This window comes from Winogradskyella sp. R77965, from assembly GCF_044594915.1.
GTDB lineage: Bacteria > Bacteroidota > Bacteroidia > Flavobacteriales > Flavobacteriaceae > Winogradskyella.
This window is the reverse complement of sequence record NZ_CP138990.1, coordinates 3,349,596-3,366,085: the sequence shown is the minus strand read 5'-3', so window position 1 is coordinate 3,366,085 and position 16,490 is coordinate 3,349,596. Positions and strand designations below refer to the sequence as shown.

The following is a 16,490-nucleotide window of genomic DNA, read 5'->3' as shown; positions in this document are numbered from 1 at the left end:
TTTAGTTATGATTAGAAAAGGAATGAAACTTTATAGTATTCTTTTTGGTGCTTGCCCAAAATGCCATCAGGAATCTATGTATGACAATAAAAACCCTTACGCACTTCCAGATACACTAAGAATGAATGAAAAATGTTCTCATTGTAATCTTAAATACCAAATGGAACCTTCTTTTTTCTACGGCTCCATGTATGTAAGTTATGGTGTTGGAATTGCTTTTGCTGTTACAGCTTTTGTTATTAGCTATTTAATTTTTGAATCTTCATTAGTCACAGCTTTTATCGCTATTGTGATTACTCTAATTGTGTTTATGCCTATTATTATGAGATTATCTAGAAATATTTGGATAAATCTATTCGTGGGTTATGACAAAAAGGTATTAAAAAAATAGTCTCTTCTTACTAAGACTAAGTTAACCAAATCTATTTATATCTATTTCAGAATCTAGCTGTTTATTATTTTCAATAAACTCAAACAACTCTTTGGCAACATAAGGTGCAATCATAACTCCTCTCGTTCCGAGGCCGTTTAGAACATATAGATTTTTGTGTTTGGCATGCCTACCGACTAATGGTCTTCTATCTTTAACTGTAGGTCTAATACCTGCCACTTGATTAATAACTTCAAAATCACATTTTATAAATGTCTTTAGTTTTGAAAGTAGTTCTTCTTTTGCCGTTTCTGTTGGTGCATTTGATTTGTCTTCATTATTATATGTAGAACCGACATTGTATAAATCTTTACCAATTGGAATAACAAATACTGAGGATTTAATGGCATAATCAATCTTTAAATCTGGAGCTTTAATAGTCAAAATTTCACCTTTTGATCCTGTTAGAGGAATGTGGTTGAAAAATGGATTCTTTTTAGCACCAAAACCTTCGGCAAACACTATTTGTTTGGCTCTAAAATTTTCATATAGAATTATTGAACTTTCTAATTGAACATTACTATGTTGAAAAGTCGCTTCTTGTAGAAAACCTTCATTTATTAATAAAGCTTTATAACCAGAGATTAGTGTCTGTGTATCTACACGACCAGCATTCAACACTTCACCAAATCCAAAAGGTGCATCAATTTGCGGGTTTATATTCTTAATTAATTGTATTGAGAGAAATGCTTCAAGACTTGGTTTGTCTGATGCTGTAAACCATTTATTCTGTTCTTGTATAGAATTAAGTCTTCTTAAGATTCTAAGTTTATAATCAAACTTAATCTTTAATTCTTTTTCAATCTTTGTATAAAGTGGTAAAGCGAGTTCTAATTGTTCCTTAGCTTTCCAAACTTCAGAAAAACGTTTTAATATCACTGGATTATATAGTCCTGCAGCTACTATAGAAGACTTCTGCGAATTATCATCAAATACTACAAAAGACTTATTATGTGTTCTTAATTGCTCACAAAAAGCTATGCTTGCTAATCCACAACCTACAATAATATAATCTACTTCTTTCATTGTGGCAAAAATAACATATGCATGGAAAAGCTCAGCATGACAATAGAATTAAATAAAAAACGCTCACTTAAAAAGTGAGCGTTATAATTATTATCTATGTAAGTTAACTAGTAACTCCACATATCTTGTTCAAAGTTTCTAATCTTATCTTTGATACGTTCTGATTCTAAAAGTTGCATTAATGCATTTTCAGCCACATACTCTTTTACTTCTCTATCACCATAAACATTTTCTTCTTTGTAGATTAATCCACCAAAGCGTCTACTGTTTAATAAGTGATCAAAAGATAATGGTACAGCACTATTTTTATCATTAAATGCTTTAGCCTCATGCATGATATCTCTTACTTCCGGGTAAAAAACCCAAAACATAGGAATTGGCTCATTATTGGCGTTATCCTCAGAATCAATAAAGTTAACATCTGGTGCTGCAGGAGCAATACCCAAAATACGGTATTTTAATTCTCCTTGACGCTTATCAAAATACCAAAGTCCTTTAATAAGAAATGAATTAATGTCTGCGGCACCGATTTCTCTTCTGATAACATACTCTTCTGGTATCTCATCTTCGCCAACACCGTTTTCATTCATGTAGTCAATACCAGCATCAGTAATTTTAGTCATAGTTAAAGACGGCTTTAAATCCTCTAGCGTACGTTCTTCAGTAAAATACGAGTCACCGTAAACTTTAGGTATCATACCACTTTTAATGTTATCCATTAATACTTGGTACAACGATTTTCTGTCATCTCCTAAACTATTTTCAATTGGAAAATACAAAGGAAAATTAACACGCTCATCTAGAACCACTTTTTCCCAGATCATTTTAGAAAATAAGATATCTCTATCTCCAACATAACCGTATTCTAGTGGTTTGTCGTTATCTAGAAGTAGTTGTGCTTCTGTTTTCATGCCAATCTCTTCTGGTATTTTAGCATTTAGGACATTAGCTTGGGCAAACATAGTATTGGTTGCAAAAAGCGCTAGTCCGACATATATAAAGCTTTTAAATTTCATCTTATTCTAATTATTTAATTTGGGATTCTTTTTTTATTAAACGTATCTTTTAAACAAAAGTAATAGGTTAATTCGTTACTTCAACAATAACTGGTGATACATTCTTTAGTCTGTATGACGCGTTATTTGTTATTTTTGCTTTGATATCAAAGATTGTGATATTATCACCTCTACGTGCTTTTTTAATAGCCGCTTTAGCTTGTGAGTTCATCTTAGTACCAGCAACATTTACAGTTGGTTGACCAGGAACTTTAATTTTGAATGATGTTACACCAATTGGTAAATCAAATACAAAATCATTTAACTGTGCACCAACAGTACCTATCTCTACATTACGCTTTGGTAATTTTACCACACCGCTCTGTCTAGCAATTGTACCTGTAGGAGCTGGAATATCTTTAATTCTAAACGTCTTTTTATCACTTGCTCTAGAACCATCATCTAAAGTAGCTGTTACATTAATAGTAACTTCTTTACCAGACCCTGGATTCATTACATATTTTCCTTTTCCAACCGGCTTAAGACCAGTACCACTAGCTTTCACTTTGTTGTCTGAAACACCTGCAAATGAAATAGTCATTGGGTTAGCAACACCACGATAAACAACGTTCATCTTATCTGCAGAAATAGTTGCAGAGTTTGGTCTTGGTACTACCACATAGTTTCCGATAATTGGAATATCTAATGGTTTACCATCTTCTAAGAACGTAAATTTACCTTCTATATTATGCTCACCTACATTACCAACTGTAAAATCTAATTTCGCAGCTCCTGTAGAGTCAATAGCATTTGTTAAGTCCAATTCTTTTCCACCAACAGTCAATTTCGTTGGAGTTACGTTAGCATACTTTCCTAATACTACTCTTCCTTGGAATTTTTCACCTGCGAAAAACGCAGATTTATCGGCTAATACAATAGCTTGATATTTCTTTAATGAAGTAGCATCACTAACAAGATTTCCTAAAAATCCGTTGTAGATATTAGTTTCAGTAGCCTTAACATCATTTTGCATAGCTGTTAGCTTTGTGTATGATGCAATCGCAGGGAATCCTTGGAAATGGTAATCTAACCAAGATTTCTCTTTTCCTTCACTATTTTCTACTTTTCCAGTGTTAAAGCGCTTCTCGATACTTGCAATAACTGGCAACCACTTACCTTCATTAGGTATAACAGCTTTTAAGTCATTTTTAAATTTATCTATTCGCGCAACAATTGCATCACCTCTTTTGGTTAAACGATCACCAGTGAACCAAAGCTCATCTAGTTTATCTCCTTTATCCATTTCTTCATAAGGCAATTTGCCATCTTCTAACTCATATTGTCCATTTTTCACAATATCGTTAGCCTTTACATTTTCTAAGAATTTATAAAAATCATCAGAAATAATGCTTATTTGCTTAGCCTTTTCATTTGCTGCTGCAAACTCTTCAGGCTTTTCTTCAGCTTGTGTACTCAATTGAGTAAGAATACCTTCATTTGAAGCAGACGCTAATTCATTCGCTCCTACAAATTTAGCATTCATTAAACCAAATGCTGATAGTACCTCTTTTGACATGGTCATCGCGATCATAGCGATAAATACCAAGTACATTAAGTTAATCATTTTCTGCCTTGCAGATAATTTTCCTCCTGCCATTTTAATTTAGTTTTTAAATGTTAATTAATAAATCTCGATTATAAAAACCAATTAGTTTTTGTTCATTGCAGATAACATACCTCCATATACACCATTTAATGATGAAAGGTTAGATGCTAAGGATTGCATTTGCTCTTTTAATTTAGTTGCATTCTCTACAGACTCCTCATTAATAGCTGCCTGACGATTTGCACTTTCCATTTGTACTTTATACAAACTGTTTAAAGATTCCATTTGCGCTGCCGCTAATGATAATTCTTCGCTGTATTTCTTTTGAGCTGTCATAGAATCCACTGTTGGTGAAATTCCTCTTGCTGCTCCTTCAAAATTTTTGATACTTGTGCCTAAGCTAGCCATAAGCTCTCCATCAATCTTAGCTTCTTTTAATAAACCATCTAATTTCTTAGATAATAAACCTTCAGCATCTTTTGGCTCTTCTTTTTTCTTTTTTCCTGAAGTTTGTCCACCAGCTAATTCTGGATATACTAATGACCAATCTAAGTCATCGCCTTGTTTTTCGAAGGCTGAAATTGTAAATACAATAGCTTCTACAATCATTCCTATTGTTAGAATCAGTGATCCGTAAGGCCAATGTTGAATCTTAAATAACGCGCCAATAATAACGATTGCCGCTCCAAGTCCATAGACCATGTTCATTGATGATAATTTTTTCTGTGCCATAATTTGTTAAGTTTTAATTTTAAGTTAATAAATATTAACTTAAGTAGGTTAATTTAATTTGGTTATTATTTATGTTTAATTATTAATTGGTTGCTGCATTTTTAGTCACCTCAGTTCCCATATAGTCTTGAACTGTTCTAAATCCGATGTAACTTCTTGCAGAATCTGCATATTCGTAATCTCTAGAGCTTACTTGTAAGAAATAAGCAACATCTTTCCAAGAACCACCTCTAACTACTTTACGTGTGTTATCAGGGTCATTTACGTTCGGATTAATAGATGAAGAATATTCATATGACGCAGGATCATAAGAACCATTTACCCATTCTGAAACGTTACCTGCCATATTGTAAAGGTTGAAATCATTTGGATCGTAAGCATCTGCTTCTACAGTATATAATGCCTGATCTGCTGCATAATCACCTCTCATAGGTTTAAAGTTAGCCATAAAACAACCTCTGTCGTTTTTAGTATAAGGACCTCCCCAAGGATATGTTGCACCTTGAAGTCCACCACGCGCTGCATACTCCCATTCTGCTTCAGAAGGTAATCTATACGAATTTACGGGTTGCTTACCTTTACTTCTTTGGTAACCATTATGATTTAAAGTTCTCCACTGACAGAAAGCCTGAGCTTGTTTCCAAGACACACCAACTACTGGATAATCTCCATAAGCATCATGCCAGAAATAATCATTATGCATTGGTTCATTATAAGAATATGCAAAATCTCTAATCCATGCAGTTGTATCTGGATATACTTCTACTTCTTGCTGAATTACAACTTCTGAACGCTTAAGGTTTCTGTTTCTAGCTGCTTTTTGAATATCCATGTAAGTGTATTGAAATTTAAATTGCTTTACATCCCAAGTACGTTGACCGTTATATGATTCTTCTAGTGGTAAATACATACCGTCCATAACTTCTGCATATAATTCGTCTGGATAATCATCAGTATCGAAATGTAATTCTACATCACGATTGATTTTTCTTTGCTCATTACCATATGTATTTTGCATATAGCTTTCGTAAGCATTGAGTTCTTCTGGATTTGCATCTTTATATGCAAATTCTCCAATATCTCCATTACCTGGAGTTTTACCTTCTAAATCAGCCATTTCAGCTAATTTTAATCTTAGAACAGAATCTCTTACCCATTCTACAAATTGACGATACTCACTGTTTGTAATTTCTGTTTCGTCCATATAGAATGCACGTACAGTAGCGGTTTTTGTTGGTGCATCTTGCACACCAGCTAAGTCATCATCAGATTTACCCATAATAAAAGCTCCACCAGGAACTAAGGCCATACCAAAGGGTTTTTCTGGATGCCACGATTTTCCTTTTACACCTACTAGTTGTCCACGATCTCCAGAATTACAGCTGGCAACCAAAACTAGTACTGCGGTTAGTAAAATACACTTTTTAATATTCATAGTAACTCGAGGTTAAATTAGTCATAATTAATTTTGAGGTGTCAAACATATTTATATATTTTCGAATAAACAACTTTTTTTACATTTTTTTTGCATTTCGTCCTAAAAATAAGCATTTCGTCGATGAAAAATAGGCTTATTATCGATGAAATGTTCATTTTAGAAGATATTCTTCCTATAGGCTTTATACCAGCGTTCTGGTAATTCTCCTTGATTCGCCTTTACATAATCTGCATGCATGCAAGGTAATAACGTATGCTTCTTTAATTTATTATTAACATCTGGTAAAAATGGTATCTCAATCCACCATCTGCCCGTTTTCAAACTTTTATAGAAAGTAAGATCATCTTCTTCTACCAAAACGTTATATTTTTGGTAATACTTTTCATTTAAAAAATCATCATCCCTTACTTTGCAATTTACCCCTTCGATAAAATACCATATCATTTGCGCTACCAACATAGAAGTTGCGCTGTCGTTTTTTGAAGTATGGTATTCGTATATTCCAAAAGAAGACACCTTATTACTTATGCCTGCATATCTAGCAATGGCACATATCTCTTTACCCGAAAATCCATTAGGCGAGTATTTTTGATTATCACTAACCTTTGCCGCTCTTACCGACTTTAAATCTAATGATACTATATGTGCATCTCGCATAAGAGGTTCTACCATATTAAGATCACTAGAAATTTCGCCTAAGCGATAAGCATCAAAATACAACTTTTCTATGAGATCAATTTCTTCTTGGGAGTTAAAATAGGTTTGATAACCTATAGTAGAGTAATTAAACAGATTATAAGGTTCTTCAACAATTACTTTACCAACATAACTATTATTCTTAATTGGAAGGTTGGCATCACCCAAATCAAAATTAGTATCAACATTCACAATATTTACCATAGGTAATATTGCATCGTAAGCTCTATAATTAGCATAAGTTAAATCTTGACTTCCTCCTAAAATAACAGGAATTATATCCTTCTCTACTAAAACTGTAATCGTAGTTCTTACGGCAAAGTATGTATCCTCTACTGTTTCACCTGGTTCAATATCTCCTAAATCTGCAATGGAGGTATACCAATTTCCGGGAAATAAAGTGTATAACGTTTTTCTTATGGAATCGAAGTTGATTTCTGCACCTATATAATTGACATCATTTCGGTTTTCTTTAACTCCGATGATTGCAATTTGAACACCATCTAAATCTGGAATGCCATTTTGTTGCGAATGAACTTTAATTTTTTTTCCAAGTGCTTGTTGTGCTATGAGTTCGTTGTGAGCTAAAACTGCATCAGAGACAGGCGAAAGGAAATTAAAATTCATAATGTATTACTTCTTTTTGGTGGTCGTTTTTTTCTTTGTTGCTTTCTTTCTAGTTTTCTTCTTAGGAGCATTTTTTTCGAGTAGTGCTTGTGCTTTTTCTAATGTCATTTTACTAACATTTACAGTTTTTGCCAATTCTACTTTCTGCTTACCTTTTATAATATTGTGTCTTCCCCATCTCGCTTTCTCAACTCTAATACCTTCATCTTCCCAGTTGTGGATGACCTTATCTATTTCTTTTTGAATCTTTTCTTCTATCAAGGTTACAATGTCTTCTTCAGATAAATTATCCCAATCGTACTTCTTATTTACGTTAATAAACATATTGTTCCACTTTATAAATGGCCCAAAACGTCCTTTTCCTTTTGTAACTTCTAAATCTTTATACATATATATAGGAGCATCTGCTAATTCTTTCTCCTTAATATATATAATAGCTTCATCTAATTCTACACTTAATGGATCTACTCCTTTTGGAAGCGAAACAAACTTTTTACCAAAACGCACATAGGGTCCAAAACGACCATTATTTACTTCTACCTCATCATCCTTATAATGTCCTAAGGCTTTTGGCAACTTAAATAAGTCCATTGCCTCTTCATACGTAATTGAATTTAATTGTTGGTCTGGAGACAAACTTGCAAACTTAGGCTTCTCTTCATCTTCAATAGTACCAACTTGTACCATTGGTCCAAATTTACCTAAACGTACACTGACCTGACGACCCGATTTTGGATCTGTTCCTAGGATACGTTCTCCAGATTCGCGTTCGGCATTTTCTTTTACATCTTCAACTTGCGGATGGAAGCCTTTATAAAAGTCTTTCATCATTTCTCGCCAATCTTCTTTGCCTTCAGCAATATCATCAAATTTATCTTCTACTTTAGCTGTAAAATTATAATCTAAAATACTTTCAAAATGATTCACTAAAAAATCGGTAACAATCATACCTATATCTGTAGGGACAAGCTTCCCTTTATTAGAGCCTGTTTTTTCTGAAAGATCATTATCTTTTACGCTTCCTTTTTCAAATACCAATTGCTTGTATGCTCTTTCATTTCCTTCATGCGTTCCCTTCTCAACATAGTTTCTATTTTGAATAGTAGATATGGTTGGAGCATATGTTGACGGTCTACCAATACCTAATTCCTCCAATTGTTTTACTAAAGAGGCTTCTGTAAATCTTGCTGGAGGCCTAGTAAAACGTTGCGTTGCTGTGATGTATTTATTTTCAAGATTTTCACCAATTTTTAAATCTGGCAAAATCCCTTCTTGTTCTGTATCTTCATCATCCGTACCTTCTAAATACACTTTAAGAAAACCTTCAAAGGTTATAATTTCACCATTTGCTGTGAATTGATCACTAACCTTATTATTAGCATTAATCTCAATTTTAAGATTTGTACGTTCTAATTTAGCATCGCTCATTTGAGAAGCAATAGCACGCTTCCAAATCAAATCATATAATCTAGCTTGGTCGCGCTCAGTATTAACTGTATGATTTGCAAAATCAGTCGGTCTTATAGCTTCATGTGCTTCTTGTGCACCTTTAGACTTTCCTTTATAATTCTTTGGATTACTAAATTCAGATCCATAAGCTGAAATGATTTCATTCTCAGCACCCTTTTTAGCCTCGTCAGATAGATTAACACTATCGGTTCTCATATAAGTAATTAAACCCGCTTCATATAAACGCTGGGCATTACTCATAGTTCTACTAACAGAAAATCCTAACTTACGTGATGCCTCTTGCTGAAGCGTAGACGTTGTAAATGGCGCTGCTGGCGATTTTTTAGCAGGTTTCTTTTGTAAATCTGAAACCTTATAAGTTGCTCCTATATTATTGTTTAGAAATTGAAGGGCTTCTTGTTCAGAATTAAAATTCTTAGGTAATTTAGCTTTGAATGAATTTCCATTCTCATTAGAAAATTCTGCATCAACTCTATAAGAAGCCTTAGCTTCAAAACCATTTATAGCTCTTTCTCGTTCTACAATTAAACGTACAGATACAGATTGCACTCTACCTGCTGACAACCCCCCTTTAACCTTTCTCCATAATACAGGAGATAATTCATAACCCACAATACGATCTAAAACACGTCTAGCTTGTTGTGCATCTACTAAATTATAATCGATACTACGCGGATTTTCAATCGCTTTATTGATAGCACTTTTTGTAATCTCATGGAATACAATACGCTTTGTTTTGTCTTTATCTAATTTTAATGTTTCTGCTAAGTGCCAAGCTATTGCTTCTCCTTCTCGATCCTCATCACTTGCTAGCCATACCATTTCTGCTTTCTTAGCTAAATCTTTCAGCTTTTTTACAACATCCTTTTTGTCTTTAGAGACTTGATACTTTGGCATAAAATCTCCCTCAACATCCACTCCTAATTCTTTAGAAGGCAGATCTGCAATATGTCCAAAACTAGACTCTACTTTGTAATCTTTTCCTAAAAATTTCTCAATGGTTTTAGCTTTTGCTGGTGACTCAACTATAACTAGATTCTTCGGCATTCTTTCTTTTTTTGAGGTTACAAATGTATATGAAAATTAAGTTACAATCCTAATTTGGTCTTAAATACCATGCATTTTGTCGTTATTTTAACCATAATCTAAATAGTAAAAGCCTCGCAGTTTGCAAGGCTTTTACTCTATTCCCTAAATTTTATAAATCTAATTAATAAGCATACAATATAGGTTCATTAAACCCTTCAATATTTAACAAAACCTCATTTGTACCTTCAATTCTAAGTGGTAATAAATCAAAAGATATTTCTTTAGTAAAAACTGCTAAACAAGATTCATCATTATTGAGCGATAGTTTCAAGTAACGCTGAGGAGGCATTGATTCTGCTATATTTTCAGAATCTATTAAACTAAAGACCCAAGTACTTCCATCGCATCCACTAGAGGAAACATCAAGAGTCAAGCAATTTTCATTAAAAAAAACATTTCCTACAGTATAATAATCTGATTCAGCCGTTTCATAGGCATTATTATCAATTAACACTTCTAGACACAAAGTTTCAATTAATACATCATCTTCATCGCATTGCATGTTCAATAGCAAAGAACAAAGGAATAAAACCATTGTAATTTTTCTAAATTTCATAGGATCGCTTTCTTAATAGATGTGAAAAATGAAAAAGGTTGCGTTAAAACCTTGTATGTTCTTCAATCTGTGGTATTTCATTTTCATCTTCAAAACCCACAACGTCTTTATAAATGAGATATGGTGGTAAAAATGTAAACGACATTGTAACATATATACCTACAAAACACATTAACATTCCTATTATACCAGCTAAAAATCCTGAAACTATCATTAGTCCAAATGTTAAAAGCCATTTCTTATTACCTAAATCAAAACTTAACTTTATAATTTCTGAAACAGATTTATCTGGGTTGAAAGCATAAACCACAAACATGTATGTGAGTGGCACCAACACATAAATTAAAGGTAAAAAACATAATAAAGCTGCTACGAGTGTTATACCAACATATGCTAAGCCTAATTGAATGGTTTTCACTAAATAAGGCTTCTTAAAGAAATAAAAATAATCTTCTCTTCCCATTTGCTCTAAATCTTTCAACTTACAAATCCTGTAAAACCCAGCTTTGAGTCCCATTCCTATAGCGCTCATTGCTATCATAGCGAAAATATATAACGTAAACATGACGATTATAGCAATTGGACTCAATTCTGGTTGAGAGTAAGAATTATAAGATCCATAAGAATCATATGTACTGGTATAAGTATCTGCTAGTCCAAGCATTAATAAAGGAATATAGACTATCATCATTATTGGTATAGCTAACACTATATTAAGCAGCATAACTACCAAACCATTCACCCATGTTTTCTTAAATAATTCAATGGACTGATTAAATATGGTTCCGAAATCTAAATCTTTGGCATTTTGAATACGACGTTGAACTTCTGCTAAATTCATTTTTCATTGATTTTGGTTAGTACTTCAAAAGAACTGCTTTTTTTGCACATATTCAAATAAAGATTATAACTGCCACTTTGTCACAATCTACAAAATTCTATTATCTTTGCATGCTTATTGAACATTGAAGATAAAAGAATTTAGATGTCCTCCATTGAGGAATATAAATATGGAAAAAATAATTGACGAAAACAAACAAGGTGAAACCTTAATCTTAGATAAAAAAGAAGGCAATCAAAGAAAACTTTTTATTGAAAGTTATGGTTGTGCTATGAATTTTAGTGATAGTGAAATTGTAGCTTCTATTCTTTCTGAGCAAGGTTTTAATACCACTCAAAAATTAGAAGAAGCTGACCTTGTTTTAGTTAACACTTGTTCTATTAGGGACAAAGCAGAGCAAACCGTTAGAAAAAGATTACAACAATATAACGCTATAAAACGTATCAACCCAAAAATGAAAGTAGGAGTGTTAGGTTGTATGGCAGAACGCTTAAAAACTAAATTTTTAGAGGAAGAAAAGATCGTAGATTTAGTAGTAGGTCCAGACGCATACAAAGACTTACCAAATCTTTTAGCAGAAGTTGATGAAGGCAGAGATGCTATAAATGTTGTCCTTTCTAAAGAGGAAACTTATGGTGATATTTCACCAGTGCGATTAAATAGTAACGGAGTAACCGCATTTGTTTCTATAACTCGTGGTTGTGATAACATGTGTACTTTTTGCGTAGTTCCTTTTACGCGCGGACGAGAACGTAGTAGAGATCCACAAAGCATCATTGAAGAAATTAATGATTTGTGGTCAAAAGGCTTTAAAGAAATTACACTTTTGGGGCAGAATGTAGACAGCTATTTATGGTATGGTGGTGGACTTAAAAAGGATTTCGAAAAAGCCACGGATTTACAAAAAGTAACAGCTGTAAACTTTGCAAAATTATTAGAACTATCTGCAAAAGCACAACCAAAAATGCGCATTCGTTTTTCTACATCCAATCCTCAAGATTTTACGATGGATGTCATAGAAACTATGGCAAAATATGATAATATTTGTAAGCACATTCATTTACCTGTACAAAGTGGAAGTAATCGTATTTTAAAAGAAATGAATAGGCTTCATACACGTGAGGAATATTTTGAACTTATAGATAACATTAGACGTATGATACCAGAATGCTCTATAAGTATGGATTTAATTGCAGGTTTCCCAACAGAAACTGAACGAGATCATAAGGATACACTAAGCTTAATGGAATATGTAAAATACAGTTTTGGTTACATGTTCACCTATTCTGAACGCCCAGGAACTATGGCAGGTCGAAAGATGGAAGATGATGTACCTGAAGTAGATAAAAAGCGTCGTCTTAATGATATTGTACAATTACAAAGACAACATAGCGAATACCGAACACGTCAACATCTAAATACAACTGTTGAAATTCTAATAGAAAAAGCGTCAAAAAAATCTGACCAACAATGGTCTGGTAGAACGTCGGATAATACAGTGGCTGTTTTCCCAAAAGAAGATTATAAAGTTGGTGATTTAGTCAATGTATTTGTAACAGATTGCACTAGTGCTACACTAATTGGTGAAGCAGTAGGTTATTCTGAAAATAATTAATTAGAAACATGGAATCCATTCAAGCCATAAAACAACGCTTCGGCATCATAGGAAATAATCCTAAACTCAATCGTGCCATAGAAAAAGCAATACAAGTGGCGCCTACCGATATTTCCGTATTGGTTACTGGTGAAAGTGGTGTTGGTAAAGAGAGTATTCCCAAAATTATACATCAGCTTTCACATAGAAAGCATGGTAAATACATTGCTGTAAACTGCGGAGCCATACCAGAAGGTACTATTGACAGTGAATTATTTGGACACGAAAAAGGTGCTTTTACAGGAGCAACCTCAACACGTTCTGGTTATTTTGAGGTCGCCGATGGAGGGACCATATTTTTAGACGAAGTTGGCGAATTACCTCTAACAACTCAAGTTCGCTTATTACGAGTTTTAGAAAATGGCGAATTTATAAAAGTAGGTTCTAGTAAGGTTCAAAAAACAAATGTTAGAATAGTGGCTGCTACAAACGTTAATATGTTTGAAGCCATTAAAAAAGAAAAATTCAGGGAAGATCTTTATTATCGTCTGAGTACCATTGACATTAACTTACCAGCATTAAGAGAACGTAAAGAAGATATCCATCTTTTATTTAGAAAATTTGCGAGCGATTTTGCATTAAAATACAAAATGCCGACTGTAAAACTTACTGATGATGCAGTTAACTTACTTTTAAAATATAGATGGAATGGTAATATTCGTCAGTTACGAAACGTTGCTGAGCAAGTATCTGTTTTAGAGCAAACAAGAACTATAAATGCTGTGACCCTTCAAAATTATTTACCAAATACCGGAAGTAATTTACCCGCTGTAGTCAATAACACTAAAGCCGAAAGTGATTTTAGTAGCGAACGTGAGATTTTATATAAAGTCTTATTTGATATGAAGAGTGATCTCAATGATCTTAAAAAGCTCACGATGGAACTTATGAAGCATGGTGGTACTTCAGATGTTCAAAAAGATAACCAGCACCTCATTCAAAAAATTTATGGCGAAGAAAAAGCTGATGATTATAAGACAACCACAGTAGACGATTTAGAAGTGTTATCTATTCCAGAAACTAGTGAAGTCATTGAAGAAAACAATTCAGAAACTGAAGATAAATACCACTTTGCGGAAGAGATTGAAGAAGAGGAAACCTTATCTTTACATGATAAAGAATTAGAATTGATTAAGAAATCATTAGAACGACACCATGGAAAACGCAAATTAGCAGCAGCAGAGCTTGGTATTAGTGAACGTACATTATATAGAAAAATAAAACAATTCGATCTTTAAGATAACTTTATGAAATCAATTACAAGAAAGTAAAAAATTAATAGTTTTTAATATCAATTGATTCCATGAGACCTATAAAACCGAATAGAAATTAGCGAATGAAAGCAGTAGAAATATTTATGATTCGGAAATCGTTTAGACCTAATAGTTCTGAAGCTATCCGTATGGAAGCTGAAGAGTTAATTAACGAAAAGCATTATAAAGGTTATCGTCTTATCAATGTAGATTTTGACGTTGCGGATAATGCAGGTTATATTTATGCTTTTATAACAATGAAAAGACCAAACACCTATTAGATGTATAGATTAAAATATCTTTTTATATTTTTTATTTGTCTTTCAGTTACAGGCTGTAAGGTTAATTACTCATTTACGGGAATTACGGAAACTCCAGAAACATTTCAGGTTAATTATTTCCCAAATAATGCTGATTTAATTGAGCCAGGTTTGGATATTGACTTTAGGGATGCACTTCAAATCCTCATTCTAAATCAAACGAGTGCTCAACTTGTAAATTCTGGTGGAGAGGTTATTTATGAAGGTGAAATTACTGAATACAGAATTGCGCCAATGACCGCTACTGCAGAAAATACAGCAGCTCAAAACAGATTAACTATAAGCGTCAATGTAAGATATATTAATACAAAAGATGAAGAAAAAGATTTTGAAAAACGATTTTCTTTCTTTTTTGATTACGATGCCGATGCTCAATTAGTGGGAAGTTTAAAAGACACAGCCCACGAAGAAATTTTTGATCGTATAACACAAGATATTTTAAATGCGTCATTAGCAGATTGGTAGATTATGCAGCTTCAAGAACTCACATATTTATTACAACATCCCGAAGCTATTACAGCGACACAATCTAAAGCTTTAGCGCTAAAAATAGATGAATATCCATACTTTCAACCCCTAAGAGCTTTATACCTTAAAGGTTTAAAACAAAAGGAAAGTTACAAATACAACAATACTCTAAAAATCACAGCTGCACATACGGCAGATCGAAGTGTTTTATTCGATTATATAACTTCAGATGTTTTCAACCAGAATGAGGTCTCAGAACAAATCAAACAAAATTCAGAGGCTATAAAATCTATAGAGGTCAATGAAGTTGATGATATTTCAATAAACAAAAGTGTTACCATAGACGATGCTTTAAAAGCACATATCAAAGCTACTGAAGGTGTATTAGATCCAAATTTGTTTAGAGCTAAACCTCTACCTAATCCCGAGCTTGACGCACCAAAGATTGAAGACTCAATCATTGCCGTTGATGTTAAAAATATAACTCCAGAAAAGAAACTTAATATTGGTAAGCCATTAGAGTTCGATAAATCTGAAAGTCACTCGTTTGCAGAATGGCTGAAAATTACAAGTTTCAAACCTATTGTTAGAGATAAAACTGAGATTGAGGCAAAAGAACAAATTCAAAATACATCCACTACTCCATTAGAAAGTAAACTAGCGATAATAGATAAGTTCATAAGTGAAAATCCTAAAATAAAACCGATCTCAGATGATGCTCCAAAACCTAAGCTAGTTAACAACGATGATGCTATTTCTGATAGCTTAATGACAGAAACTTTAGCGCGCATATATCTAGAGCAAAAAAACTTTGATAAAGCCATTCAATCTTACAAGATTTTAAGTTTGAAATATCCAGAAAAAAGTAGTTTCTTTGCAAACCAAATAAAATTGGTAAAAGAATTAAAAGACAATAACACAATATAAAATGGATACATCATTTATAGTATTTTTAGTATTAATCGTAGTCGTAGCATTTTTGCTAGTTGTAGTAATCATGGTACAGAATCCTAAAGGTGGAGGTTTATCATCATCATTTGGTGGTGGTGGTACTCAACAAATGGGTGGTGTTAAGAAAACAGGAGATTTTTTAGATAAAAGTACTTGGTTTTTGGCAACGGCATTAATTGTTTTAATCTTAGCTTCTAATTTAACTATTGGTACTGGCGGAAGTACAGAATCTAAAGCATTAGATACTGATGAAGCTACAGAAATGCCAATTTCTGCACCTTTAACAACTGAAGATCCTGCAACTACAGAAGATACTTCTGGACAATAAATAAAGTGCT

At 33.1% G+C, this 16,490-nt stretch carries 16 protein-coding genes; 7 read left to right on the top strand and 9 right to left on the bottom strand.

Translation table 11 applies throughout. The annotated features are described in order from the left end of the window. Positions 1–7: 7 nt before the first annotated feature. A complete protein-coding gene (locus SJY34_RS15070) occupies positions 8–391 on the top strand; it encodes a DUF983 domain-containing protein (RefSeq protein WP_400077056.1) in 384 nt (127 codons plus the stop codon). Positions 392–412: 21 nt separating this feature from the next. On the opposite strand, the gene SJY34_RS15065 is transcribed toward SJY34_RS15070, so the two are convergent. The 9 genes from SJY34_RS15065 to SJY34_RS15025 form a co-directional block, all read right to left on the bottom strand. Then, positions 413–1,456 carry an NAD(P)/FAD-dependent oxidoreductase gene (locus tag SJY34_RS15065; RefSeq protein WP_400077054.1) on the bottom strand — a complete coding sequence of 348 codons (1,044 nt, stop codon included), beginning with the start codon at positions 1,454–1,456 and terminating at the stop codon, positions 413–415. 107 nt (positions 1,457–1,563) lie between these two features. Next, positions 1,564–2,472 carry a gliding motility protein GldN gene (gene gldN / locus SJY34_RS15060; RefSeq protein WP_400077052.1) on the bottom strand — a complete coding sequence of 303 codons (909 nt, stop codon included), beginning with the start codon at positions 2,470–2,472 and terminating at the stop codon, positions 1,564–1,566. A 67-nt stretch (positions 2,473–2,539) separates the two neighbouring features. Continuing rightward, entirely contained in the window at positions 2,540–4,108 is a 1,569-nt protein-coding gene (gene gldM / locus SJY34_RS15055) for a gliding motility protein GldM (RefSeq protein WP_400077051.1), read from the bottom strand. Positions 4,109–4,159: 51 nt separating this feature from the next. Further along, entirely contained in the window at positions 4,160–4,789 is a 630-nt protein-coding gene (gene gldL / locus SJY34_RS15050; RefSeq protein WP_400077049.1) for a gliding motility protein GldL, read from the bottom strand. Positions 4,790–4,871: 82 nt separating this feature from the next. Continuing rightward, the gene (gene gldK, locus SJY34_RS15045; RefSeq protein ID WP_400077047.1) at positions 4,872–6,224 is read right to left on the bottom strand and encodes a gliding motility lipoprotein GldK; all 1,353 of its coding nucleotides are present in this window, start codon (positions 6,222–6,224) and stop codon (positions 4,872–4,874) included. Positions 6,225–6,383: 159 nt separating this feature from the next. Beyond that, positions 6,384–7,550: a formimidoylglutamase gene (locus SJY34_RS15040; RefSeq protein ID WP_400077045.1), complete on the bottom strand. Its 1,167-nt coding sequence runs from the start codon at positions 7,548–7,550 to the stop codon at positions 6,384–6,386. 6 nt (positions 7,551–7,556) lie between these two features. Then, a complete protein-coding gene (topA, locus tag SJY34_RS15035) occupies positions 7,557–10,067 on the bottom strand; it encodes a type I DNA topoisomerase (RefSeq protein ID WP_400077044.1) in 2,511 nt (836 codons plus the stop codon). 163 nt (positions 10,068–10,230) lie between these two features. After that, on the bottom strand, positions 10,231–10,611 hold the full coding sequence (locus SJY34_RS15030; RefSeq protein WP_400077042.1) for a hypothetical protein: 381 nt from the start codon (positions 10,609–10,611) through the stop codon (positions 10,231–10,233). 97 nt (positions 10,612–10,708) lie between these two features. Continuing rightward, positions 10,709–11,506, bottom strand: a complete 798-nt coding sequence (locus tag SJY34_RS15025) for a hypothetical protein (RefSeq protein ID WP_400077040.1) — start codon at positions 11,504–11,506, stop codon at positions 10,709–10,711. Positions 11,507–11,675: 169 nt separating this feature from the next. Here SJY34_RS15025 and miaB point away from each other — a divergent pair, with 169 nt between their 5' ends. From miaB to secG, 6 genes are all read left to right on the top strand, one after another. Continuing rightward, positions 11,676–13,121, top strand: coding sequence for a tRNA (N6-isopentenyl adenosine(37)-C2)-methylthiotransferase MiaB (miaB, locus tag SJY34_RS15020; protein WP_400077039.1), 1,446 nt, complete (start codon positions 11,676–11,678; stop codon positions 13,119–13,121). A gap of 8 nt (positions 13,122–13,129) precedes the next feature. Beyond that, positions 13,130–14,398: a sigma 54-interacting transcriptional regulator gene (locus SJY34_RS15015; RefSeq protein WP_400077038.1), complete on the top strand. Its 1,269-nt coding sequence runs from the start codon at positions 13,130–13,132 to the stop codon at positions 14,396–14,398. Between the two features lie 98 nt (positions 14,399–14,496). After that, a complete protein-coding gene (locus tag SJY34_RS15010) occupies positions 14,497–14,694 on the top strand; it encodes a hypothetical protein (protein WP_400077036.1) in 198 nt (65 codons plus the stop codon). Further along, complete coding sequence (locus SJY34_RS15005; RefSeq protein WP_400077034.1) at positions 14,695–15,198, top strand: LptE family protein; 504 nt, start codon at positions 14,695–14,697, stop codon at positions 15,196–15,198. Positions 15,199–15,201: 3 nt separating this feature from the next. Then, positions 15,202–16,128, top strand: coding sequence for a hypothetical protein (locus SJY34_RS15000; RefSeq protein WP_400077033.1), 927 nt, complete (start codon positions 15,202–15,204; stop codon positions 16,126–16,128). Between the two features lies 1 nt (position 16,129). Beyond that, entirely contained in the window at positions 16,130–16,480 is a 351-nt protein-coding gene (gene secG / locus SJY34_RS14995; RefSeq protein WP_400077031.1) for a preprotein translocase subunit SecG, read from the top strand. Positions 16,481–16,490 lie beyond the last annotated feature (10 nt).